This is a genomic window from Streptomyces sp. NPDC006309 (assembly GCF_040613095.1).
GTDB lineage: Bacteria > Actinomycetota > Actinomycetes > Streptomycetales > Streptomycetaceae > Streptomyces.
The window spans coordinates 146261-169058 of sequence record NZ_JBEXRO010000016.1 but is presented as its reverse complement, the minus strand read 5'-3'; the positions used below and the strand labels follow the sequence as shown (position 1 = coordinate 169058).

At 72.2% G+C, this 22798-nt stretch carries 17 protein-coding genes and 1 pseudogene; 10 read left to right on the top strand and 8 right to left on the bottom strand.

Annotation, left to right across the window (positions count from 1 at the left end; genetic code table 11):
- The first annotated feature begins 3 nt into the window (after positions 1-3).
- The 4 genes from ABZ117_RS21615 to sbnB are packed head-to-tail and all read left to right on the top strand — an operon-like array spanning position 4 to position 8685.
- Positions 4-6492: an amino acid adenylation domain-containing protein gene (locus ABZ117_RS21615; protein ID WP_356823046.1), complete on the top strand. Its 6489-nt coding sequence runs from the start codon at positions 4-6 to the stop codon at positions 6490-6492.
- 4 nt (positions 6493-6496) lie between these two features.
- Positions 6497-6814 carry an AzlD domain-containing protein gene (locus ABZ117_RS21610; protein WP_356823044.1) on the top strand — a complete coding sequence of 106 codons (318 nt, stop codon included), beginning with the start codon at positions 6497-6499 and terminating at the stop codon, positions 6812-6814.
- A gap of 11 nt (positions 6815-6825) precedes the next feature.
- Positions 6826-7605 carry an AzlC family ABC transporter permease gene (locus tag ABZ117_RS21605; RefSeq protein WP_356823042.1) on the top strand — a complete coding sequence of 260 codons (780 nt, stop codon included), beginning with the start codon at positions 6826-6828 and terminating at the stop codon, positions 7603-7605.
- Positions 7606-7659: 54 nt separating this feature from the next.
- The gene (gene sbnB / locus ABZ117_RS21600) at positions 7660-8685 is read left to right on the top strand and encodes a 2,3-diaminopropionate biosynthesis protein SbnB (RefSeq protein ID WP_356823040.1); all 1026 of its coding nucleotides are present in this window, start codon (positions 7660-7662) and stop codon (positions 8683-8685) included.
- 295 nt (positions 8686-8980) lie between these two features.
- Here the strand turns inward: sbnB and ABZ117_RS21595 are convergent, their stop codons facing one another.
- From ABZ117_RS21595 to ABZ117_RS21580, 4 genes are all read right to left on the bottom strand, one after another.
- Positions 8981-10237: an Ig-like domain-containing protein gene (locus ABZ117_RS21595; protein ID WP_356823065.1), complete on the bottom strand. Its 1257-nt coding sequence runs from the start codon at positions 10235-10237 to the stop codon at positions 8981-8983.
- A 185-nt stretch (positions 10238-10422) separates the two neighbouring features.
- Complete coding sequence (locus ABZ117_RS21590) at positions 10423-10587, bottom strand: DUF6302 family protein (RefSeq protein ID WP_356823063.1); 165 nt, start codon at positions 10585-10587, stop codon at positions 10423-10425.
- A 334-nt stretch (positions 10588-10921) separates the two neighbouring features.
- Positions 10922-11887, bottom strand: coding sequence for a pirin family protein (locus tag ABZ117_RS21585; protein ID WP_356823039.1), 966 nt, complete (start codon positions 11885-11887; stop codon positions 10922-10924).
- A gap of 273 nt (positions 11888-12160) precedes the next feature.
- Positions 12161-12856: a type 1 glutamine amidotransferase domain-containing protein gene (locus ABZ117_RS21580; RefSeq protein WP_356823037.1), complete on the bottom strand. Its 696-nt coding sequence runs from the start codon at positions 12854-12856 to the stop codon at positions 12161-12163.
- A gap of 148 nt (positions 12857-13004) precedes the next feature.
- Here ABZ117_RS21580 and ABZ117_RS21575 point away from each other — a divergent pair, with 148 nt between their 5' ends.
- Both ABZ117_RS21575 and ABZ117_RS21570 read left to right on the top strand, forming a co-directional pair.
- The gene (locus tag ABZ117_RS21575) at positions 13005-14204 is read left to right on the top strand and encodes a LysR substrate-binding domain-containing protein (RefSeq protein WP_356823035.1); all 1200 of its coding nucleotides are present in this window, start codon (positions 13005-13007) and stop codon (positions 14202-14204) included.
- Positions 14205-14424: 220 nt separating this feature from the next.
- On the top strand, positions 14425-14784 hold the full coding sequence (locus ABZ117_RS21570; RefSeq protein ID WP_356823034.1) for a cupin domain-containing protein: 360 nt from the start codon (positions 14425-14427) through the stop codon (positions 14782-14784).
- A 187-nt stretch (positions 14785-14971) separates the two neighbouring features.
- On the opposite strand, the gene ABZ117_RS21565 is transcribed toward ABZ117_RS21570, so the two are convergent.
- The 3 genes from ABZ117_RS21565 to ABZ117_RS21555 form a co-directional block, all read right to left on the bottom strand.
- Positions 14972-15946, bottom strand: coding sequence for a D-cysteine desulfhydrase family protein (locus ABZ117_RS21565; RefSeq protein WP_356823032.1), 975 nt, complete (start codon positions 15944-15946; stop codon positions 14972-14974).
- 168 nt (positions 15947-16114) lie between these two features.
- A complete protein-coding gene (locus ABZ117_RS21560; protein ID WP_356823030.1) occupies positions 16115-17470 on the bottom strand; it encodes a VWA domain-containing protein in 1356 nt (451 codons plus the stop codon).
- Positions 17467-18324, bottom strand: a complete 858-nt coding sequence (locus ABZ117_RS21555) for a MoxR family ATPase (RefSeq protein WP_356823029.1) — start codon at positions 18322-18324, stop codon at positions 17467-17469. Before ABZ117_RS21555 ends, ABZ117_RS21560 begins: the two co-directional genes overlap by 4 nt.
- 194 nt (positions 18325-18518) lie before the next feature.
- Between ABZ117_RS21555 and ABZ117_RS21550 the strand changes: the two genes are divergently transcribed.
- The 4 genes and pseudogenes from ABZ117_RS21550 to ABZ117_RS21535 all read left to right on the top strand — a co-directional run.
- Positions 18519-19127, top strand: a complete 609-nt coding sequence (locus ABZ117_RS21550; RefSeq protein WP_356823027.1) for a TetR/AcrR family transcriptional regulator — start codon at positions 18519-18521, stop codon at positions 19125-19127.
- A gap of 117 nt (positions 19128-19244) precedes the next feature.
- Positions 19245-19925, top strand: coding sequence for an ABC transporter permease (locus tag ABZ117_RS21545; RefSeq protein ID WP_356823025.1), 681 nt, complete (start codon positions 19245-19247; stop codon positions 19923-19925).
- A gap of 28 nt (positions 19926-19953) precedes the next feature.
- On the top strand, positions 19954-20625 hold the full coding sequence (locus tag ABZ117_RS21540; protein ID WP_356823023.1) for an ABC transporter permease: 672 nt from the start codon (positions 19954-19956) through the stop codon (positions 20623-20625).
- Positions 20622-21560 (top strand): annotated as a pseudogene (locus ABZ117_RS21535) (ABC transporter substrate-binding protein); the annotation flags it as partial. The gene ABZ117_RS21540 and the pseudogene ABZ117_RS21535, both read left to right, overlap by 4 nt.
- Positions 21561-21570: 10 nt before the next feature.
- Here the strand turns inward: ABZ117_RS21535 and ABZ117_RS21530 are convergent.
- Positions 21571-22725, bottom strand: coding sequence for a betaine/proline/choline family ABC transporter ATP-binding protein (locus ABZ117_RS21530; RefSeq protein ID WP_356823021.1), 1155 nt, complete (start codon positions 22723-22725; stop codon positions 21571-21573).
- Positions 22726-22798: the final 73 nt, after the last annotated feature.

Genomic DNA, 22798 nt, shown 5'->3' with positions numbered 1-22798 from the left:
TCCATGAGTAACGTCATCGCACTTCAGCAGGCGCTGCGCGCCCACCCCGAGCAGGCTGAGTACTGGCAGGGACAACGGCAGGCGTGGACCGAGCCGACCGTCCTGGTCCGGGACCACCTGCGCGGGCATCCCGGTGGAAGCCATCACGCGCGGGCCGGGATTCCCGCCGCGGCGATCGCGGCAGCCGGCAAGCTCACCGGCGACGACCCGATGCTGCGGCGTGTGCTGGCTGGCACGGTCCTCGTGCTCCTGGCCGCCCGGGCCACCGACCGGCAGGACGTCACCGTCTTCCTTCCGGTCGCCGACGCGGCCGTACCGCTCTCGGTCCCGGTTTCGGCCGACCACACCGGTCGCGACCTCCTCACCTCGGTGCGGGCGCGCTACCTGGAGGCGGCCGAGCACCTCGACATCCCCGTGCAGGAACTTCTGCGGCATGAGAAGGAACAGCCCAGCGACCTCATGCTGACGCTGGACTCCCGGCTCACGCCGGACCACGCCGAGCAGGCGGGCTGCCCGATCCTGTTCGACATACAGGCCGACGCCGTCGTCGTCCGCTTCGACCCCCGGCTCTTCGACGCCCCCACCGCGCAGCGGCTCGCCGACACGTATGCCGAGCTGTTCGCCGTGCTGCTCGCCGATCCCGGAGCACCACTGGCGGCACGCCTCGCGGCCAACGAGTCGGAACTGGCCATGATCAGCGGCGAGTTCAACGACACCGACGCGCCGTTCCCCGAGACGCGCACGCTGCACAGCTTCCTGGAGGAGCGGGCGGCGGACACGCCGGACGCGACCGCCGTCGTCGACGACGGCATGACCTACGGCGAACTGAACGCGGCCGCCAACCGCCTCGCCCGGGTCCTGCGCGCTCGCGGTGTCCGGGCCGGCACCGTGGTGGGCGTCTGCGTGCCGCGCTCGCCCCGGATGCTGGTGGCGATCTACGCCGTCCTCAAGGCGGGTGGCGCCTATCTGCCGGTCGATCCCGCCCTGCCGCGCAACCGCATCGACTACATCCTCGACCACAGCCGCACCGACCTCGTCGTGACCACGGACGAGACCCGGGAGGTCGTCGCCGGCCGCCGGAGCGTCGATGTGACGGCAGCGTACGACAACGACACCGACCCGGGTGCTCCGGAGCCGCTCAGCGGGCCCGACGACCTCGCGTACGTCATCTACACCTCCGGTTCCACGGGCAAGCCCAAGGGCGTCATGGTCGAGCACCGCGCCATCGTGAACCGACTGTGGTGGATGCAGCGGGCGTTCCCCCTGGGCAGTGACGACGTCATCCTTCACAAGACGCCCTTCACCTTCGATGTCTCGGTGTGGGAGATCTTCTGGTGGTCCATCGCGGGGGCGTCCGTGGTCACGCTGCCCAACGGCGAGGAGAAAAACCCGGAGCGGATCGTGGAGCGCGTCGCCGCCGCCGGTGTGACCACGCTGCACTTCGTGCCGCCCATGCTCAACGCGTTCCTCCAGTACGTCTCGGCGGCCGGCAGCGAGGACAGGCTGGGCACCGTACGCCGGGTCTTCGCCAGCGGTGAGGCGCTCGCCGTCGCGCATGCCCGGTCGTTCCAGGACGTCATCGGCTCCCGTGCGCAGCTGGTGAACCTGTACGGCCCCACCGAGGCCGCCGTCGACGTCACCTGCCAGCCGTGCGCCACGGTGGACAGCACCCGGTCGATCCCCATCGGGCGCCCCATCGACAACATCCGCCTCCACATACGGACGAGCACCGGGGCACTCGCCCCGGTGGGCACCCCGGGCGAGCTGTGCATCGCCGGAGTGGGGCTGGCACGTGGCTACCTCAACGCACCCGAGCTGACCGCGGAGCGTTTCCTGCCCGACCCGTTCGGGCCGACCGGCCGCATCTACCGCACGGGTGACCTGGCACGTTGGCTCCCCGACGGGACGGTCGAGTACCTGGGCCGCATCGACACCCAGGTCAAGGTGCGCGGATACCGCATCGAGCTGGGTGAGATCGAGCATGTGGCGGGCGCCTGCCCCGGCGTCACCGACTGCGCCGTGACCGCTGTGGAGGACGTCTCCGGGGACAGGGCCCTGGTCGCCTACGTGGTCGCCGGAGCCGGTTTCGGCACCGAAGCGCTGCGCCGGCATCTCGCCGCGGAACTGCCGTCCTACATGGTTCCGCAGTACATCGTCGAGGTCGAGGGCATCCCCACCAACCACAACGGCAAGCGTGACCTCAAGGCGCTGCCGCGGCCCGCGGTCACGGGCACCGACCCGGCCGGCGCGGCTCCCGTCGTGGCGCCGCGCACGCCCACGGAGCAGACGCTCGCCGCCATCTGGGCCGATGTGCTCGGCGTGGAGGCGGTCGGCGTCCACGACAACTTCTTCGCGCTCGGCGGCGACTCGATCAAGTTCATCACCGTCCTGGCCCGCGCTCGCGCGGCGGGTCTGCGGTTCTCCTTCCAGGCGCTCTTCGCCCACCCGACGGTGGGCGAACTCGCCGAGGTCGTCGAGACCGGGGAGTCCACCGGGACGGGGACCGACGCCCCGGCTGCCGTCGAACCGTTCGCGCTGCTCGACGAGGCCGACCGCGCGGTCCTGCCCCAGCACGCCGTCGACGCCTACCCGATGTCCCGGCTCCAGGTCGGCCTGATCTACGAGGCGACCCGAAGCGATGTCGAGGGTCTCTACCACGACATCCTCAGCTACCGCATCGGCGAGCGCGTCGACGTCGGCGTGTTCGAGCGGGCCGTCGCGCATGTGGCGCGGCGCCACACGGTCTTCCGCACCTCGTTCCACCTGCACGGGTTCGGTGAACCGATCCAGGTGGTGCACGCGGAGGCACCCTCCCCGCTGGTCGTCCACGACCTGCGCGGGCTCACCCCCTCCGGGCAGAAGGCCGCTCTGGAGGCCTTCTCGCAGCAGGAACTGCGCGCCGGCTTCGTCCACGGAACCGCCGACCTGGTCCGCGTCCACCTGCACCTGCTGGGACCCGAGGAGTTCCAGTACTCGCTCAGCTACCACGACGCGGCGCTCGACGGCTGGAGCGTCAACACCATCCACCGCGACATCTTCACCGCCTACTTCGCCCTGCTCGACGGCCGCGAGCCCGAGGTCCGCACCTACGACGTGGCCTACCGGGACTTCATCGCCCTGGAGCGGCAGGCACTCAACTCCGTCGAGCAGCGCGCCTTCTGGCTGGACCTGATGGACGAGGCCCAGGGGACGCTGTTGCCGCGTCACCGGTCCGCGGCCCGGACGGACGAGGACCTGCCCGAGGTGGTCATTCACGACGTCGGACTGCCGGAGGGCCTGTCCGCCCGGCTGATCGAGCGCGCTCACCAGCTGCGGATCCCGGTCAAATCGCTCCTGCTCGCGGCGCACACGGCGGTGCTCGGGTTCGTGGCGGGCACGAACGACGTACTGACCGGTTACGAGCACTCGGGGCGTCCCGAGGCGGAGGGCGGCGAGACCGTCCCCGGCCTGTTCCTGAACACGGTGCCGTTCCGGCTGCGGCTGCCGGAGAAGGGCACCTGGGCCGATCTGGCGCGTTCGGTGTACGAGGCGGAGAGCGACATGCTGCCGCACCGCCGCTTCCCCATGGCGGAGATCAAACGCGCGGTCGGCAACCGCGACATGCTCTTCGAGACGGTCTTCAACTTCACGCACTTCCACGTCCTCAAGAGCCTGGGGGAGCGGGACGGTTTCGCCCTGGTCCGTTCCGTCGTCAACGCGCAGACGGAATTCCCCTTCCGTGCGGAGTTCTCCCAGGACGCGGTCTCCGACGAGGTGCTGCTCAGCATCCACTACCACCCGGACGTCTTCGACGCGGCCAGGATGGCCCGCATGGGGACCTACTACACGCAGGCACTCGCCCTGCTCGCGGCCGATCCAGAACAGCCGCTGCGTCTGCCCGCGTTGCTGGGGCACCGGGAGAGGGCCGCGTTGCGGGAGTTCAGCGGCGGACCCCGCCTGGACCTGCCCGACGGCACCTTCGTCGACGCGTTCGCCGCGTCGGCCCGGCGCCATCCCGACGCGGTCGCCGTGCGGCACGGTGAGCGGAGTCTGACCTACGCCGAACTGGACGAGGAATCCGACCGCTTCGGCGCTTTCCTCTCCGGCCGGGGAGTGCGCGCCGGGGACGTGGTGGCGACCATGCTGTCGCGTGGCACGGCCTGGGCGGTGACCGTCCTCGCCGTACTGAAGTGCGGCGCCGTGTACCTGCCGCAGGAGCGCGCCTACCCCGCCGACCGCATCGTCTCCGTGCTCCGCCGCAGCGGCTGCCGCCATGTCGTCGCGGCCGATGAGGACGCCGCCCGCCTGCAGAGCCTGCTGGACGAGCGGATCGACGGGATCGACGTCCTCGCCCACGAACAGGCGGCCTCGGTCGTTCCGGCCGCGCCCGCCACCCGGCCCCGTGCGGACGACGTCGCCTACATCATCTTCACCTCCGGTTCCACCGGGGAGCCCAAGGGCGCGACGATCCGCCACTCCGGCATGCTGAACCACCTGCTGGCCAAGGAGACCGACCTCAAGCTCACCGCGGCCGACCGGGTGGCGCAGATCGCCACGCAGTGCTTCGACATCTCCGTCTGGCAGCTGCTCGTCGCCTGGATGTGCGGCGGCAGCACCGTGATCTACGGGCAGGACGAGATCGTCGAGGCCGGCGCGTTCCTCACCGCCCTGCGCGACGACCGCATCACCATCCTGGAAGTCGTGCCGTCCTACCTGGACGCCCTGCTCACCGAGGTCGAGCAGCGCCCGGCCGGCCTGCCCGACCTGCGCTTCAACATGGTCACGGGGGAGCCGCTGCCGCCCGCCCTGACACGCCGCTGGTTCGCCCACTACGACGTCCCGCTCGTCAATGCCTACGGCCCCACCGAGGCGTCCGACGACGTCACGCACCACATCATCGAGCACCCGGTGGAGGACAGCCGGACTCCCGTCGGACGGCCTGTCGTCAACACGGGCATCCACGTCGTCGGTCCCGACGACTCGCCGCGCCCGATAGGGAGTTACGGCGAGATCTGCGTGACCGGCGCCGGTGTGGGACTCGGCTACGTCAACGACGAGGAGCGCACCGCCGCGGTCTTCGTCCCCAACACGCTCGACGACCGGTCGGAGATCATGTACCGCACCGGCGACGTGGGGCGCTGGCTGCCGGACGGCAGCCTGGACTGCGCGGGCCGTCTCGACACCCAGGTGAAGGTACGCGGCCACCGCATCGAACTGTCCGAGATCGACAGCGTGCTGGAACGGCTGCCGGGAGTGGCCGGCGCGGTCACACTGGCCCGCGAACTGCGCGGCGAGAAGCGGCTCGTGGCCTTCTACTGCGGCACGGCGGAACCCGATCTGTCCGCGTTCCACGGCAAGCTGTCCGCCTTCTTGCCCTCCTACATGCACCCCGAGATCCTGGTGCGCCTGACGGAGTTCCCGCTCACCGGAAACGGCAAGGTCGACCGCAAGGCCCTGGGCCGCCATGAGCTGGCCGCCGCCGACCGCACCGACGCGGTGCCTCCGGCCGACGAGCACGAGCGGCTGGTGCGGGACTTGTTCGCCGGCGTGCTGGGCCAGGCTCCGCAGACCGTCGGTGTCACGGACAACTTCTTCGAGATCGGCGGGCACTCGCTGGCCGCGATGAAGGTCGCGGCAGCCTCCGAAGGCCGCGTCTCGCTGCGGGACCTGCTGGCCCACCCCACGGCACGGCTTCTGGCCCAGCGGCTCATGGAGCAGCAGTCCGGCACCCGGCGTGACCTGCTGGTCGACCTCACCGCGGCCGCGGGCGGCGAGTGTGCCCGGCCACGAGCGACCGTGGTCTGCGTGCCCTTCGCGGGTGGCAGCGCGGTCAGCTACGTAGCCCTCGCCAAGCACCTCGCCCAGACCGAAACTCCGGTCCGGGTGCTCGGTGTGGAGCTGCCCGCCCGTACCCGCGACGACACCTTCGCGCCGGTCCCGGTGGAGCAGCTCGCCCAGCAGCTCGCCGAGGAGATCCAGCGCTCGGCCGACTCTCCCGTCATGCTCCTGGGCCACTGCGCCGGTTCCGCCTTCGGCCTCGCCACCGTGCCCCGGCTCCGCGAGCGCGGAGTGGACGTGCGGGGACTGCTCGTGGTCGCCAAGCTGCTCAAGTCCGTGGACCCCGCCGCCCACGCCTCGAACGAGGTGGTCGACATGTCGGACCAGGAGATCCTGGACTGGCTCGTGGACAACACCGGCCTGGAGGACATCGCCGGCCTGGGCGTCAAGGAACGCACGGACCTGGCCCGCGCCTTCCAGTACGACACGGCGCAGGCGACGCGCGCCTTCCACCAGGCCCTGTCCACCCTGCCCGCCAGCCGCCTGGACTGCCCGCTCACCGTTCTGCTGGCCGAGGACGACCCCCTCGCCCAGGGCCACGAGGAGACGGCACGCAACTGGGAACTGTTCAGCGACACCGTACGCCTCGAGGTCAGCGCCGACGGCGGCCACTACCTCAATGCCACGCACCCGGAGGGCATCGCGGCCGTCCTGCGTGCCGACCTCGGGATGTGACGGCATGATCACAGTGACCATCGTGCTCATGGGCGTGGTGACGTTCGCCCTGCGGTTCTGCTTCTTCGGCCCGCTCAGGCCGGAGCGGATGCCGGGCGGCATCGAGCGGGCCCTGCCCTATGTGATGCCTGCCGTCCTGATGGCGATCATCGTGCCGTCCGTGGTCCTCGCCCCGGCCCCGGCCGGGGCCCCGGGCCGGCTCTCGCCCTACCTGGTGGGCGCGTTGACGGGCTTCGGAGTCGGCGTCTTCAAGAAGGACAACTTCTTCCTGGTCTTCGCCTCCGCCGTCGCCTCGTTCGCCCTGGCCAAGTTCCTGCTGTGACGGAGCACTCGATGAGCACATCTCCGCTGCCCGCCCGGCTGCCGAGCCGCGGGCAGGAGATCCGCACCGGACTGCGTGACGCGCTTCCCCTCGCGCTCGGTGCCCTTCCCTTCGGCCTGCTGTTCGGCGCCGTCGCACAACAGGCGGACCTCAGCCTGTTCGACACCATGCTGATGAGCGCCCTCGTCAACGGCGGCTCCGCCCAGATGATCGCCACCGGGCTCCTGTCGGCCGGCACGGCCTGGTTCCTCATCGTCGCGACCTGCCTGGTCGTGAACATGCGCCACGTCTTCTACTCGGCCGCCCTGTCGGCGCGCATCCGGCATCTGCCGGCGCTGTGGCGCGCCGTACTGGCCTTCGGCATGATCGACGCGATCTACATCCTGGCCGCCAAGCGGTACGACGGCACCACCGGCGACCGGCGCGGCCAGCAGCACTGGTACGTCCTGGCCGCTTCGGTGCTGATGTACGCCGGCTGGCTCTCCAGCACGCTGGTCGGCTACGTGTTCGGCAAAGACGTCTCACGCATCAACGGCCTGGGACTCGACTTCGCGATCTACGCCACGTACATCGGCCTGGTCGTATCCTGCTTCACCAGCAAGCGCGCCGTCGCAGCCGGCCTCCTGGGCGGCGTGCTGGCGCTGATCCTGCACCGGCTGCCGTACCAAAGCGGTCTCTTCTGCGCCACGTTGGCGGCGACCGTCGCCGTGGCGCTGTGGGAGAGCCGCGTCAAGGCCGAGGACACCGCGCCGAAGAGTTCCCCGGAGCAGGAACCGACAGCGAACAGCTGACCTCCGCCCCTTCCACCACCCCGTCGTCTCCGTTCCTCCCAAGGAGTTACCGCCTTGTCCGGCACCCCTCAGTTCTCCGTCGTCAGCGGAGCCACCGTCCACGACGTCCTCGACGGCCACGAGCAGGACATCGTCGACCTCGTCGCCAGGGCCTACTCCGCCCACGGCCGGCTGCAGACCGTCAACCCCCCCAGCTACTTCCTCCGCTTCCCCGACCGTCCGGACTCCCGCATCATCGCTCTGCCCGCCTCCCTGGGCGCGGAGTTCGGTGTCGACGGCATCAAGTGGATCTCCAGCTTCCCGGCCAACATCACTTCCGGCCTGCCCAGGGCCTCGGCCGTCCTGATCCTCAACGACCACGACACCGGCTACCCGTTCGCGTGCCTGGAGAGCTCCATCGTCAGCGCCACGCGCACCGCCGCCTCCGCAGCGCTGGCCGCGGACCGGCTCCACGCCGGGAGGGAACGCCCCCGCCGCGTCACCTTCTTCGGCACCGGCCTGATCGCCCGCTACATCCACCGGTATCTGTCCGGCACCGGCTGGGAGTTCGACACGATCAGCGTCTACGACCACGCCGCCGAGTACGCGCGCAGCTTCGCCGACTACGTCTCCGGCACGGGACACAGCGACACCGTGGTCGTGGTGGACGACGCCGAGACCGCCGTCCGCACCTCCGACCTGATCATTTTCGCCACCACCGCCGGGGAACCCCATGTCAAGGACGTGGAGTGGTTCGCGCACAATCCGACGGTGCTCCACATCTCGCTACGGGACCTCTCGCCGGAGATCATCCTGTCCTCCACCAACATCGTGGACGACGTCGAGCACTGCCTGAAGGCCCAGACCTCCCCCCACCTGGCCGAACAGGCCGCCGGGGACCGGTCGTTCATCGACGGCACGCTCTACGACGTGCTGGAGAACAAGGTCCGGATCCCCGCCGACCGCCCCGTGGTCTTCTCGCCGTTCGGTCTAGGCGTGCTCGACCTGGCCGTGGGCGCGCACGTCTACAGCGAAGCGACCCGCCGGGGCCTGGTGACCCCCGTCCCCGGGTTCTTCCACGACCTCAGCCGCTACGCATGACCCCCACCGAGGAAGCGCCGGCTCCAGGTGACCCGGCCCGTGATCCCCACGGCCGGCTCATGGTCCAAGGAGGCCATCGCTCGAACCGGCTGCCCACCACGACGTAGGTGGCGCTGTAGTGGGCCGGCTCCGTGCCGCGCGCCGAACCCGGCTCACCGTTCCCCGCGTACCTGGTGGGGGCTGCCAGGCGCAGGGCTGTTCGAGCCTCGTGACGCCACAGGCGGTGGCCGACAGGGTGTCGGCCACCGCCTGGCGGAGGGGATATCGGTCCGGACGCGTGGAGAGTGCCGTGATGTCAGGTGATGGGGCTGCCCGCGGCCCACTCGCTCCACGGCATGTTCCAGTCACTCAGGCCGTTGTCCGGGGCCAGCACGGTCTTGTCCTCGGAGTTCTTGACGATCACGAGGTCACCGATCATCGAGTGGTCGAAGAACCACGCGGCCGGCTGCCTGCCGTCGCCGCCGCCCCTGACATCCCTCATGCCTACGCAGCCATGGCTGGTGTTGACCTTGCCGAAGACCGAGCCGGTACCCCAGTAGTTGCCGTGGATGAACGTGCCCGAGTCGGTGAGGCGCATAGCGTGCGGTACGGCCTTGATGTCGTACGAAGGCTTGCCGTCCTTCTCCGTGAGGCCGACGCTCGCACCGTTCATGTGGATCCGCCCGAACTTCTCGGAGATCACCATCTGACCGTTGTACGTCGGGTGTTCGCGGCTGCCTGACGAGATCGGAATGGTCTTGATCGTCTTGCCGTCCCGGACGACGGTCATCTGCTTCGTCTTTGCGTCGACGGTGCTGATCTGGCTCCGTCCGATCTTGAACGTGACCGTCTTCCGGATGCCGTGGCGGTTGAGCGTCACGGTGACGGTGGAGCGGGGCTTCCAGTAACTCGCGGGGCGGAAGTCCAAGCGGTGGTCGTTCAACCAGTGACCGACGACCCGCTGGCCGCTGCTGGAGCCGACCTGGATCTCCGCCTCCACGGCAGCCTGGTCGCCGACCGCCTTGTCGAAGTCGATCGTCACCGGCATGCCCACGCCGACGGTCGAGCCGGCTTCGGGGGATACGTGCCCGATGAAGTCGTTGGCCGGGGAGACCGTGGTGATCGTGGCGTTACCGGTGGCGGAGCGGCCCTTGGCGTCCGCGGCCTCTGCGGCGATCTGGTATTCGGTGGCGCGCTCCAGCCGGCTGTTCGGCTTCCAGGAGGTGCCGTCCGCGGACAGGGTGCCCGGGATCTCGGCGCCGGTCGCGACGGCGGTCATGGTCACCTTGGTGAGCTTTCCGTTGCCGACGGTGACACTGACCGGGTCGTTGGTCCCGACGTTGTAGGCACCTTGCCCAGGCGTGATCTTTATGCGAGCGTCGGAGATTTCCTGGGAGCCCGTCCGATTCACCGGCGCCGCCTGCGATGCAGGGCGGTTCCCGGCATCGTTGCCGCTGGTGGCAGCGTTACTCGTACCGCCGAGCGCCGTGACTGCGAGTACGCCGCCGAGTACGCCGGCAGCAGCCACCAGCCCGGTGCTTCGTTTACGCAGCGTGATCAAGCGTTTCTCCATGCCATCGGTCTTTGCGTGCCTGTACTGATCGCTGAAGGAGGGCAATCGGCCTCGTAAGTATTTATAGGCACGCCTCTGTCCATAAATGGGTAAATTGTGGTGAAGGCCACGCCTTGTCGAGCACGTCATCCAGGCTCCGGACCTGGAGCGGCGCCTGGGAACCGACGGATCGCCGTCGACGGCGTTCAGCACACGGACTCCGTGCGGAACACGCGGATGGCGATGCTCCGGGCTAAGAGATCCTGCTCGATGAGCCGGCCCCGGAAGTAGTCGCAGTCGTGAGCTTCACCCGGCGGCAGCGAGTCGATGCTCGGTGCGGGACCCGAGTGGTGGGGGCGGCCGTGCACCATCTCGGCCACCCGGAGCGCCTGTTGGCCGTCCGGCGCCTGGTGCCTTGGTGCATCGAGCGAGGGCCGGTGCGTCTTGCGGTCGTCGGCCTGGAAGGCGACGCGGCTGTAAGCCGCTTTTTGGCGGTGAATTCGTCAGCTGCCACCGGCTGCGACTGCGACACGGGTCAGCCTCGATGTGCAGGTCGGTGACGAGGGACAGTCAGGGCTGGTGCGGCTCTGTGGCGTCATGGACGACCCCTTTGCGGTTTGATGCACCACGCTGAGGAGCAGTCGGGCGAACAGACCCGTTCCGGATCTGAGCCAAGGGCATCACGCAGTGGCTCCTCTTGGAGGGTCAGCGAGCCCTTCCGCGGGGTTTCAGCGGTACCGGCGGCAGCGCGGGCGCGGGCAACGGGGCTCCGTCGTAGCCCTTCACCTCGCCGAAGCGGGAGCCCTCCGTCCAGTCCGCGCGGGCCTGTTCGATCTCGGCCTGGGTGCGGGCCACGAAGTTCCACCACATGAGGAGTTCCTCGGCGAACGGCTCGCCGCCCAGCAGCATGACCCCGGCGTCCGACTCGGCGCGCAGCGGCAGTTCGGACCGTCCGCAGCCCAGATAGAGCATCGAGCCGGGGAGCACCGGCACCCCGTCCACCAGCACCTCGCCGGACATCGCCAGTACGCCGTACTCGAAGTCCGGTTCCAGCGGCAGACGTACGTCGGTGCCCCCGGCGAGGGCGAGGTCGGCGCCGACGATCGGGGTGAACGTCGTACCGGGCGACCGGGCGCCGTCCAGCTCGCCCAGGATCACCGTGGCGGTCAGCCCGGGCGCGGTGACCTGGGGCAGCTCGGGGTGGTACTCGAACCGCGGGTCGGTGTGCCGGTGTTCGTCGGGCAGGGCGACCCACAGCTGGGCCCCGTGCAGGAAGCGGGCGTGCGGGCGCGGGGTCTCCTCGGAGTGACTGATCGCGCGGCCCGAGGTCATCAGGCCCAGCTGCCGGGGCCCGATCGTCTGCCGGCTGCCCGTGGAGTCCCGGTGCAGCACCTCGCCCTCGTGCAGCCAGCTGACCGTCTGGAGCCCGATGTGCGGGTGGGGCGGCACCTGCATGCCCGGCTCGTCGGCGATGTCGTCGGGGCCGTAGTGGTCGACGAAGGCCCACGCGCCGATCATGCGCCGCCCGAGGTTCGGCAGCAGCCGGCGTACCTCGGTCGACTCGCCCAGCTTCACGTGCCGGGGACTCAGCAGCTCGCGCACCGGTTCGGCGACGACGAAGCCGCGGCCACCGCAGACGCTGGGCACGGGTGCGCGGTCAAGGTTGCTCATGCCGCCCAACCTAGCGGTGCGCGGGCCGGACGGTACGCGCGGTGTCCGGGATTTCGCTCCGGCCCCAGTGGCCCTTCCGGTGTTCCGCTGTCACGGCACGACTGTCCGGTTCCGGCAGCACCCCGGACCGTGGTACGGCGGACCGGTCGGCCTCCTGGCGGCCGGGCGCTCGGAGACGGCCCGGCCGTCGACGGGACGACCGGGCTCGGGACGGGGGACGGCACGCCGCTCCACGGGCGGCTCCTTCAGCCCAGCCGCATCAGTTCAGCCGGTTCAGCCCAGCCGCTTCAGCAGCTCCTCGGCCACCGGGGCGGAAGACGCCGGGTTCTGGCCGGTGACCAGGGTGCGGTCGACCACCACGTGCGGCGCCCACGGCTCGCCCGCTCCCACCTCGACGCCCGCCTCGGTCAGCCGGTCCTGAAGCAGCCACCTGGCCTGCCCGGCGAGACCGCCCTGCGTCTCCTCCTCGTTGGTGAAGGCCGCCACCCGGTAGCCGGCGAAGGCGTTGGTACCGTCCGCCCGGACCGCGGCGAGCAGGGCGGCCGGACCGTGGCAGACCACGGCCAGCGGCTTGCCCGAGTCCAGGACCGCCACCAGCAGCCTGCCGGAGTCGGCGTCCACGGCCAGGTCCTCCATGGGGCCGTGCCCGCCCGGGTAGAAGACGGCGGCGAAGTCGGCGAGGTCCACCTCCGCGAGCTTCACCGGCGTACGCAGCTCGGTCATCTCCTCCACGGCGCGGGCGATCTCGTCGGCCTTCTCCTGGCCGCCGTTGACCTCGGCCGCCAGGCTCGCCCGGTCGACCGGCGGGACCACACCACCCGGGGTGGCGACGACGACCTCGTGACCGGCGGCCCTGAGGGCGCGGTACGGGACGACCGCTTCCTCGGCCCAGAAACCGGTCGGGTGCGCGGTGCCGTCGGCGAGCGTCCAGTGATCGGCGCCGGTCATCACGAACAGGATCTTCGACATGGGGTCTCCCGGGTTCTGTCTTCGAAAAGCTTGGGTCTGTGCAAGAGAACGTAGGCGACCGCACCCATAGACATCCAATGCGGTAACGAATGACAGCCATTCGATCTCCTATGGGTCCGAGGGAACAGCGGGCGGTGATACTCGGACCGTGGAGACCCCCTCACTCGACCTCAACCTGCTGCGCACCTTCCTCGCCGTGTACCGCTCCGGCTCCTTCACCGGCGCCGCCCGCCTGCTCGGGCTGTCGCAGCCGACGGTGACGACGCAGATGCGCGCGCTGGAACGGCAGACCGGCCGTGAGCTGTTCGAACGGCTGCCGCGCGGGGTCACGCCCACGCCGGTGGCCGACGAGCTGGCGGCCCGGATCGCCGCGCCCCTGGACGACCTGGCCGTCGTCGCCGGGCCCACCCCGCCGGCCGGCGCCCGCGCCGAGCCCGTCCATCTGGCCGGCCCGGCGGAGTTCCTCTGCACCACCGTGCTGCCGGCTCTGGCCCCACTGGTCGCCGAGGGGCTGCGGCTGCGGGTGTCGACGGGGCTGACCGATCCGCTGCTGGAGGAACTCCGCGCGGGCCGCCACGACCTGGTGATCGCCACGACCCGCCCGCGCGGCCGTACGGTGCACGCCGTGCCGCTCGCCGACGAGGAGTTCGTCCTGGTCGCCGCCCCGGTCTGGGCCGAGCGGCTGCGGGGGCGACAGAGCCAACGGGACGCCACCGCCGGGGACGCCACCGCCGGGGATGCCGCCACACGGGGCGCCCCCACCCCGGGCGCCCCCACCCCGGGTTCCGCCACTCCGGGTTCCGCCGCGCCGGACTCAGCCCCCCGGCGTTCCGCCCCCCGGGACTCCGCCACCCCGGGCCCCGCCTGCCCGGAGGCTCCCGCCCTTGAGAGCCCGGTCCAGGCCGGAACTCCCACCCCAGGCTCCGCCTCCCCGGACGCCTGCGCCCCGGGGACTCCGGTCCCGGCGGGAAGTCCCACCCCCGGCTCCGCCGTTCTCCTCGACCCCGCCGTCCTGCACGATGTCCCGCTCGTCACCTACGCCGAGGATCTGCCGATCGCCCGCCGGTACTGGCGGCACGTCTTCGGCCGGCGGCTGTCCCGTACCGCCGCCGTGACCGTTCCCGACCTGCGCGGGGTCCTCGCGGCGGTGGCCGGGGGCGCCGGGTTCAGCGTGCTGCCCCGCTATCTGTGCCAGGACCTGCTGGCCTCCGGCGCGCTGGTGGCGCTGCTGGAACCGGAGGATCCCCCGATCAACACCAGCTTCCTCGTCCGGCGTCCCGGCGCCTGCGACAACCCGGACGTGGCCCGCGTCCACGACCTGCTGCTGCGGGCGGCCCCCAGCTGGTGACCGGCCCGCCCGGGCACCAGCAAGGCCGCACGCGAGCCCACCGGGGCGACCTGCCGACGGACATCGATGTCCGGTATCCCCTGATTGGCGCGGGCGAGTTGCGGGGACGACGATGGAGCCGTGGGGTACGGCCGCCGCCGCAGCGCCGGTGCCGTCCGAGGCCGCCGGGGGACGGAGGCCGGCCCTGGCCGCGGTCCGCGGCCGGAAGGAGGACACCGTCATGCTGGAAGTGAAGACGGTCGAGAAGCCGGACGAACGGCGCGACTTCCCCCGCGGCCACATCGAAGCGCTCCATCTGACCGGGCTCGACTTCGCGGTGGGTACGTTCGAGCCGGGCTGGCGCTGGTCGGAGTCCGTGGCGCCGATCGCGGGCACCGAAAGCTGCATGGTCCCGCACAACGGATACGTGGTGCAGGGACGGATGCGTCTCCGCATGGACGGCGACGGCGGCGAGGCCGAGGTCGGTCCCGGTGACGTCTTCGTGTGCGCGCCCGGTCACGACGCCTGGGTGGTCGGTGACGAGCCGGTCATCGTCTACGACTTCGCCGGGACGATGGCGAACGAGTACGCGAAGAGCTGACCGGACGGCGGGCCCGCCCGCCACCATCCCGGCCGGGCCGCTCCCCGTGCGACCCGGCCGGCCCGGCCCTGAACCGATCCCGGCCCGCCCGATCCGGCCTCAAGCGGTGCGATTCCGCCCATGACCCGACGCCGTCCGGCAACCGGCCGACAGGCCCCTCCCACTCCCACCCCCTCACCCACGGCCGTCAGCCACCGAACGTCTCCGCCCCGCCCTCCGCGTACGCGAGCGCGTCCTCATGACCGAACAGGCCCGGCAGGCCGCCGGTGTGGACGAAGACCGTCTTCTCGCCCGGCCGGACGGTGCCGTCCCGGACGGCCGCGTGGAGGCCGGCCAGGGCACGGCCCGTGTACGTCGGGTCCAGGACCAGTCCCTCCGTGCGGGCGGCCAGGCGGAGTGCCTCGCGCACCGGGCCGGTCAGCGCCGCGTACCCGTCGCCCACCTGGTCCCGGCGCACCCGCAGCCCCGCCGCCGTGACTTTCTCCGGCGTGAGCGGCGCCGCGAACTCCGCCACCGCCGCGGCCGGGTCGGGCAGCGCGCCGACGTCCACGCCGAGCACCGACCCGGTGCCCAGGGCCGCGACCAGCCCGGCCATGGTGCCGCCCGAGCCGAGGGCGACCACGGCCGTCCGCAGGTCCGGCACCTGCTCGCGCAGCTCCTCGCCGCAGCGGACGTAGCCCCGGGCGCCCAGCGTGCCGGAGCCCCCGAACGGGATGAGCGCCGGTCGGGAGCCGGCCGCCCGCAGCCGTCCGCACACCTCGGCCGCCGCCGTGTCCAGCCCGGCCCGGTCCACCTCGCCGGCCCAGGCGAGCCGCGCCCCGAACAGGCCGTCCAGGGCGAGGTTCCCGGACCGGGAGACGCCGGGCGAGCCGCGCAGCACGAGGACGACGTCCAGGCCGAGCCGGGCGCCCGCGGCGGCGGTCAGCCGGGCGTGGTTGCTCTGCGGGGCTCCCGTGGTCACGAGGGTGTCCGCGCCCTCGGCCAGGGCAGCGCCCGCCGTCCACTCCAGTTTGCGGATCTTGTTCCCGCCGGCGCCCAGGCCGGTCAGGTCGTCGCGTTTCACCCACAGGTCGCCGGGTGCGAGCCCGAGCGCGGCGGCCAGCCGGGGTGCCGGTTCGACGGGGGTGGGGAAGGTGCCGAGCGGCACGGGCGGGTGGCTCATGGCGGCGTCCTCGGTTGAGTGGTCGGCGTGGCCGTCCAGTCGACCACGGCCGCTGAGCCTCTCCTGCAGCAGCCCTCCCTTCCGACGCCGGCCCGACCCGGGCCGCTGCACGTCACACCGGCGGCAGGCGGGCGGTGCCGACGCCGGCCTGATCCCGGGCCGCCCGAGTCAGACCGGCAGCAGGCGGGCGATCAGTGCGCCGAGCTGCCGGGCCGTGCGGCACTCGTGCATCTCCACCAGCTCCGCGTAGGCGGGCGCGGCGGAGTCGCCGGTGCCCCACCGGTCGCGTGGCTCGGGGTTCAGCCAGTAGACGCGGCGGGCCCGCCGGGCCAGGTCGCGGACGGCGGGGAGATTGGGGTCGCTCATGTTCGTCCGGGCGTCTCCGAGGACGAACACCGTGGTGCGCGGGCCGGCCGCGCCGCCGTACCGCTCGGTGAACTCGCCCAGCGCCACGCCGTAATCGCTGCTGCCGTGCCAGCCGGTGAGCGTGGCCTCGGCGCGGATGCGGGCGCCGAGCCCGTCGGGGTCGGCGCGGCCGTGGCCCAGCAGCCCGGTCACCTCGTCGAGCCGGTTGACGAACGCGAACACCCGGACCTTGCTGAACTGGTCGTGCAGCGCCTGCACCAGCAGCATGGTGAAGTCCGAGAACCCGGACACCGAGCCGGACACGTCGCAGAGCAGTACCAGTTCGGGCCGGACCGGGCGGCGTCTGCGCAGCACCGGCCGGATCGGCACCCCGCCCGTGGACAGCGAGGAACGCAGGGTGCGGCGCAGATCGATCGTGCCGCGTGCGGCCCGGCGGCGGCGGGCGGCGAGCCGGGTGGCCAGCTTGCGGGCGAGCGGCCGTACGACCCGGCGCAGTTCGGCGAGCTGGTCCCGGTTCGCGGCCAGGAAGTCCACCCGGTCGGCGGTCGGGCGGACAGCGCGCCGAGCGATGTCGTCCCGTCCGCGCCGCTCGGCCACCCGGCGCCGCGCCTCCGCGCCGACCATCCCCCGGAACTCCTCGACGCGGCGCCGCAGCTCGTCGTCCAGCAGCCGGTCCGTGAAGCCCGTGCCCCCGCCGCCGTCCCGGCCGCGCACGTCGGCCCGTACCCGCGCCAGGAGGGTCTGGGGGCGCAGCCGGTCCAGGGTCTGGTAGGCCGACCAGCCGTCCGAGCCCGGTGAACTGCCGTATCCACCCAGGGAGTCGACCGCCTCCGCCGCCAGCCGGGCCAATAGCGCCCGGTCGTCGTCGGCCAGTGCCCGCGCGAGCCGCTCGCGCAGCGCCTCCCGGTCCCGCGGGGCGCCGTCGGGTCCGCCGACGCCGCGCGGGAAGTACAGGTCGAAGACGGAGTCGAACAGCGCCCGCTGGCCCGGTCCGTGCAGCAGCGTGGCGGCCAGCCCCTCGCGCAGCAGCTCCCGGTCCGTCAGTCCCAGCGCCTCCACCGCGCGGGCCGCGTCCACGGTCTCCCCGGTGCCGATCCGCACCCCGTGCGCGCGCAGCGCCCCGACCAGGCCGGTGATCCGGCCGGCGACGGCGGTCACAGCGCGGCCAGGTCGAGCTTGGCCGCCGCCTTCCGGATGTCGTCCTCGTGCTTGAGGATCACCCCGAGGGTGTCCAGGACGACCGTCTCGTCGAGCGTGCCGGCGCCCAGGGCCAGCAGGGTGCGGGCCCAGTCGATGGTCTCGGCGACGGAGGGCACCTTGCGCAGGTCCATCGCGCGCAGCGCCCCGACCACCCGGACCACCGACTCGGTCAGCGCCTCGCCGAGGCCCGGCACCTTCAGCCGTACGATCCGCCGCTCCAGCTCCTCCTCCGGGAAGCCGATGTGCAGGAACAGGCAGCGGCGGCGCAGCGCCTCGGACAGTTCCCGGGCGGCGTTGGAGGTGAGGACGACGAAGGGGCGCCGGGTGGCGGTGACCGTGCCCAGCTCGGGGACGGTGATCTGGAAGTCGCTGAGGACCTCCAGCAGCAGCCCCTCCATCTCGACGTCGGCCTTGTCGGTCTCGTCGATCAGCAGCACGGTCGGTTCGTCGCCGCGGATGGCGGTCAGCAGGGGGCGGGGGAGGAGGAACTCCTCGCTGAAGATGCCGGTACGGGTCTCGTCCCAGTTCTCGTCGCGGGCCGCGCTGATCCGCAGCAGCTGTTTGGCGTGGTTCCACTCGTACAGGGCGCGGGACTCGTCCACGCCCTCGTAGCACTGGAGCCGTACCAGCCGGGCCGCGGCCACCTGGGCGACGGCCTTGGCCAGCTCGGTCTTGCCCACCCCGGCGGGGCCCTCGACCAGCAGCGGCTTGCCCAGCCGGTCCGCCAGGAAGACGGTGGTGGCGACGGCGGGGGAGGCGAGGTAGCCGGTCTCGGCCAGGCGGGCGGAGACGTCGTCGACGGATGTGAACAACGGGGCCTCCGGCGGCTCGGGAGCGATGCGTCCTTCGGCGGCCTATCTAAGCGCTTGTTCACCGCTTCTGTCACGTGTTCCGGCCACGGGCCGGCAGGGACCCGGGTGACCGGCGCCGACGACTGGCACCGACGTACACACCGGCGTATACACCGATCGGTTTCTCTCCTCTCGTGGCGCGGTAACCTCGCCGTATGGCCACATCGGAGAAGGCGTCCCCCCGCGACCGGCTGCTCGACGCCGCCGCCCGGCTCTCCTACCGCGACGGCGTCTCCGTGGGCATCGAGGCCCTGTGCCGGGCGGCGGGCGTGTCCAAGCGGTCGATGTACCAGCTGTTCGACAGCAAGGACGCGATGCTCGCCGCGAGCCTGGAGCGCGGCGCCCCGTGGTACGAGGCCCGGTTCACCCATCCCGACCCGGAGAGCGCGAGCCCCCGCGAGCGCATCCTGTACGTCTTCGAACGGCTGGAGCAGGCCTCCCTGGACGCCGGCTACCACGGCTGTCCCTACCTGGCCGTGCTGGTCGAGCTGAAGGACCCGGAGCACCCGGCGGGCAAGGTCGCCCGCGAGGTCAAGGAACGTCTGGCCGCGGCGTTCCGCGCCGAGGCCGGCCGGGGCGGCGCCCGCGACCCCGAGCTGCTCGCCCGCCAGCTCCTGCTCGTCTTCGACGGCGCCAGCGCCCGGGCCGGCGCCGGGGTGGAGCAGCTGGCCGACGGCCTCGCCACGGCGACGGCTACCGCCCTGCTGGACGCGGCCGGCATGCGCCGGACCGACCCGGCACAGGGCCGGTCCGGCCAAGGGTGACGTTGCGGACAGGAGTGGCTCCGGCCGGCCGCGACCAACACGTGCGGACCGCACACCTGGCCCCGTACGGGTCACCACAACGCGCGGCTCCGCTGCCCCGCCCGGTCCAATGGACCCGTGACCGCGCCCCCGGACGACTGCCTCACACGCAACGAGTGGATCTGCGGCCTCTATCTGACCACCCGCCGCCAGATCCTCCTCGACGCGGTGCTCCAGCATCTGCGGCTGACCGCGCTGTCCGTCCTCATCGCCGTGGCCGTCGCCCTGCCGCTCGCGCTCCTGGCCCGCCGCCGGGGCTGGGCGGCCGGCCCGGTCCTCGCCGTCACGACGGTGCTCTACACGATCCCGTCGCTGGCCATGTTCTCCCTGCTCCTGCCCCTCTACGGCCTGTCGTCCGCCCTCGTCGTCGCCGGGCTCGTGCTGTACTCGCTCACCCTGCTCGTACGGAACATCCTCGCGGGCCTGCGCGCGGTCCCGGAGGAGACCCGGCAGGCCGCGCGCGGCCTCGGCTACGGCCCCCTGCGCCTGCTCCTCACCGTCGAACTGCCCCTCGCGCTGCCCGCCGCCATGGCCGGCCTGCGCATCGCCACCGTCTCGGCGGTCTCCCTGGTCACGGTCGGCGCGATCGTGGGCTTCGGAGGTCTCGGCAACCTCCTCTACGCGGGCATGAACACCTACTTCAAGGCCCAGGTGCTCACCGCGTCCGTCCTGTGCGTGCTGATCGCCGTCGCCGCCGACCTGCTCCTGCTCGGTGTGCAGTGGCTGATCACTCCCTGGACCCGGGCCGGCCGCGCATGAGCCCGGCCGGGACACGGACGGCCCCCGCGTGAACACCCTCACCGCCACCTGGGACTGGCTCACCGACCCCGCGCACTGGTCGGGCGACGACGGCATCCGGCACCGGCTGCTCCAGCACCTGCTGCTCACCGTCGTCTGCCTGCTCGTCAGCTGCCTGATCGCGCTGCCCGTCGCCCTCGTCCTCGGCCACCTCGGCAAGGGCGGCGCGCTCGCCGTCAACCTCGCCAACGCCGGCCGGGCCGTGCCCACCTTCGCCGTCCTGGTGCTGCTCCTCCTGACCCCGGTCGGCCGGTGGGGCGAGGGCCCCACGGTGGTGGCCCTCGTCCTGTTCGCCGCGCCGCCGCTGCTCACCAACGCCTACGTCGGCATGCGCGAGGTCGACCGGAGCGTGGTGCGAGCCGCGCGGGGAATGGGGATGACCGGCCGCCAGCTGCTGTTCCGCGTGGAACTGCCCCTGGCCCTCCCCATGATCCTGAACGGGGTGCGGATCGCCGCCGTCCAGCTCGTCGCCACCGCCACGATCGCCGCGCTCGCGGGCGGCGGCGGCCTCGGCCGGATCATCACGGCCGGCTTCAGTCTCGCCAGCACACCCCAGGTCGTGGCGGGCGCCCTGCTCGTCGCGGTGTTCGCCCTCCTCGTCGAGGGCGTCTTCGAGATCGCCGGACGGCTGGCGCCGCCGTGGGTCCGGGGCGGCCGATGACAGCCCGCACGGCGCTCGCCGCCCTCGCCCTGCTCCTCCTGAGCGCCTGCTCCACCGGCCCGCCCCTGGAGAAGCGCGGCCAGGTCACCGCGCCGCCCGGCGACCGCCGTCACCTGGTGATCGGCTCCGCCGGCTTCACCGAGAGCGACCTGCTCGCCCAGATGTACGCGCAGCTGCTGAACCAGGCCGGCTACCGCACGTCCCTGCTCACCGTCGCCAACCGCGAACTGTACGAACCCGCCCTGGAGTCGGGCCGGATCGACGTGGTGCCCGAGTACGCGGCCACCTTCGCCGACTGGCTCGCCGCGAGGACCCGCGGCGCCGGCGCGCCACCGGCCGGCTCACCCGACCCCGCCACCACCCTGCGGGCCCTGCGCGCCCTCGCCGCGCCCCGCGGCCTCACCGTGCTCCCGCCCGGCCGGGCCGTCGACCAGAACGCCTTCGCCGTGAGCGCCTCCTACGCCCGCCGGCACGGCCTGCGCACCCTCAGCGACCTGGGTGCCTCGCGGCTGGGCGTGCGGCTCGCCGCCGGGGACGAGTGCGTCCAGCGGCCGTACTGCGCCCCCGGCCTGAGAAAGGTGTACGGGATCCACGTCACCGGAGTCGATCCCAAGGGGGTCGGCACCACCCAGGCCAAGCGGGCCGTGCAGGACGGCCGGGACCAGATGGTGCTGACCACCACCACCGACGCCACCCTGGACTCCTTCGGCCTCGTCCTGCTCGCCGACGACAGACACCTCCAGAACGCCGACCTGATCGTCCCCGTCGTCAACCGCTCCCGCGCGGGCGGTGCCGGTGTGACGAAGGTCCTCGAAGCGCTGAACGGAGTCCTCACCACCGGTGACCTGGCCGGCCTGAACCGGCAGGTCGACAGCTGGCGCCGGTTGCCGGCCGACGTGGCCCGCGCCTACCTGAAGGGCAAGGGGCTGCTGCGGACAGCCCGGCTCAGGCGTCCGCCACCGAGTCGAACGGCACCTGCCCGCGCGCCACCCCGCGGGCGTCCGCGTCCACCGAGCGGCGCAGCGCCTCGTGCAGCCGCGCCGGCGTCAGCACGCCGAGGAACCGCGCCCCGTCCAGCACGGCCACCCACCCGGCGTCGTACTGGAGCATCACCCCGAACGCCTGCTTCAGCGGCGCGCCCACCGGCACCCAAGCGGTCATCCGGTGGGCCAGGGCCGCGACCGTGCCGCCCGCCGCCAGCTCCCCGATGCCGACCCAGCCGTGCAGGTCACCGCCCGCGTCCAGGACGACCGCCCAGCGCGCGCCCTCGGCCCGCAGCCGCTCCAGCGCCCGGTCGGCGGGCTCGTCCAGGCGAGCCACCGGCGGCTGCTCCAGGTCGTCCCGTTCGATCGCGGTGACCGAAAGCCGCTTCAGCCCGCGGTCCGCGCCCACGAACCCGGCGACGTACGGCGACGCGGGCGCCCCGAGCACCGCGCCCGGCGTGTCGAACTGCTCGATACGGCCCTGCCCGTACACGGCGATCCGGTCGCCGAGCCGGACGGCCTCCTCGATGTCGTGGGTGACCAGCAGCACCGTCTTGCGCACGGCGGCCTGCATCCGCAGGAACTCGTCCTGCAACTGCTCGCGCACCACCGGGTCGACCGCGCCGAACGGCTCGTCCATCAGCAGCACCGGCGGATCCGCGGCCAGGGCCCGCGCCACGCCCACCCGCTGCCGCTGCCCGCCGGACAGCTGCTCCGGGTAGCGGGACCCGTACGTCCGCGGGTCGAGGCCCACCAGATCCAGCAGTTCGGCCGCCCGCGCCCGCGCCTTCGCCCGCTTCCAGCCGAGCAGCGCGGGCACGGTCGCCGTGTTGTCCAGGACCGTGCGGTGCGGGAAGAGCCCGACCTGCTGGATGACGTAGCCGATACGGCGGCGCAGCCGCACCGGGTCGACGGTCGCGATGTCGTCGCCGGCCACGAAGATCCGGCCGGAGGTCGGCTCGATGAGCCGGTTCACCATCATCATGGTCGTCGTCTTGCCGCACCCGGACGGGCCGACCAGGGTGACGAGCTCCCCCTCGGACACCTCGAAGGAGAGGTCGTCCACGGCCGTCGTACCGTCCGGATACCGCTTGCCGACCTGCTCGAACCGGATCATTCCCTCACGCTACGGCAGGGCGCCGGACACCTCCCCCCACCGTGCTCCGACCGGCGGACGGCCGAGGACCGCT

Coding starts and splice junctions, on each gene's coding strand:
- ABZ117_RS21615 (WP_356823046.1), top strand. CDS start 4: ATGAGTAACGTCATCGCACTTCAGCAGGCGCTGCGCGCCCACCCCGAG.
- ABZ117_RS21610 (WP_356823044.1), top strand. CDS start 6,497: ATGATCACAGTGACCATCGTGCTCATGGGCGTGGTGACGTTCGCCCTG.
- ABZ117_RS21605 (WP_356823042.1), top strand. CDS start 6,826: ATGAGCACATCTCCGCTGCCCGCCCGGCTGCCGAGCCGCGGGCAGGAG.
- ABZ117_RS21595 (WP_356823065.1), bottom strand. CDS start 10,237: ATGGAGAAACGCTTGATCACGCTGCGTAAACGAAGCACCGGGCTGGTG.
- ABZ117_RS21590 (WP_356823063.1), bottom strand. CDS start 10,587: ATGGTGCACGGCCGCCCCCACCACTCGGGTCCCGCACCGAGCATCGAC.
- ABZ117_RS21585 (WP_356823039.1), bottom strand. CDS start 11,887: ATGAGCAACCTTGACCGCGCACCCGTGCCCAGCGTCTGCGGTGGCCGC.
- ABZ117_RS21580 (WP_356823037.1), bottom strand. CDS start 12,856: ATGTCGAAGATCCTGTTCGTGATGACCGGCGCCGATCACTGGACGCTC.
- ABZ117_RS21570 (WP_356823034.1), top strand. CDS start 14,425: ATGCTGGAAGTGAAGACGGTCGAGAAGCCGGACGAACGGCGCGACTTC.
- ABZ117_RS21565 (WP_356823032.1), bottom strand. CDS start 15,946: ATGAGCCACCCGCCCGTGCCGCTCGGCACCTTCCCCACCCCCGTCGAA.
- ABZ117_RS21550 (WP_356823027.1), top strand. CDS start 18,519: ATGGCCACATCGGAGAAGGCGTCCCCCCGCGACCGGCTGCTCGACGCC.
- ABZ117_RS21530 (WP_356823021.1), bottom strand. CDS start 22,725: ATGATCCGGTTCGAGCAGGTCGGCAAGCGGTATCCGGACGGTACGACG.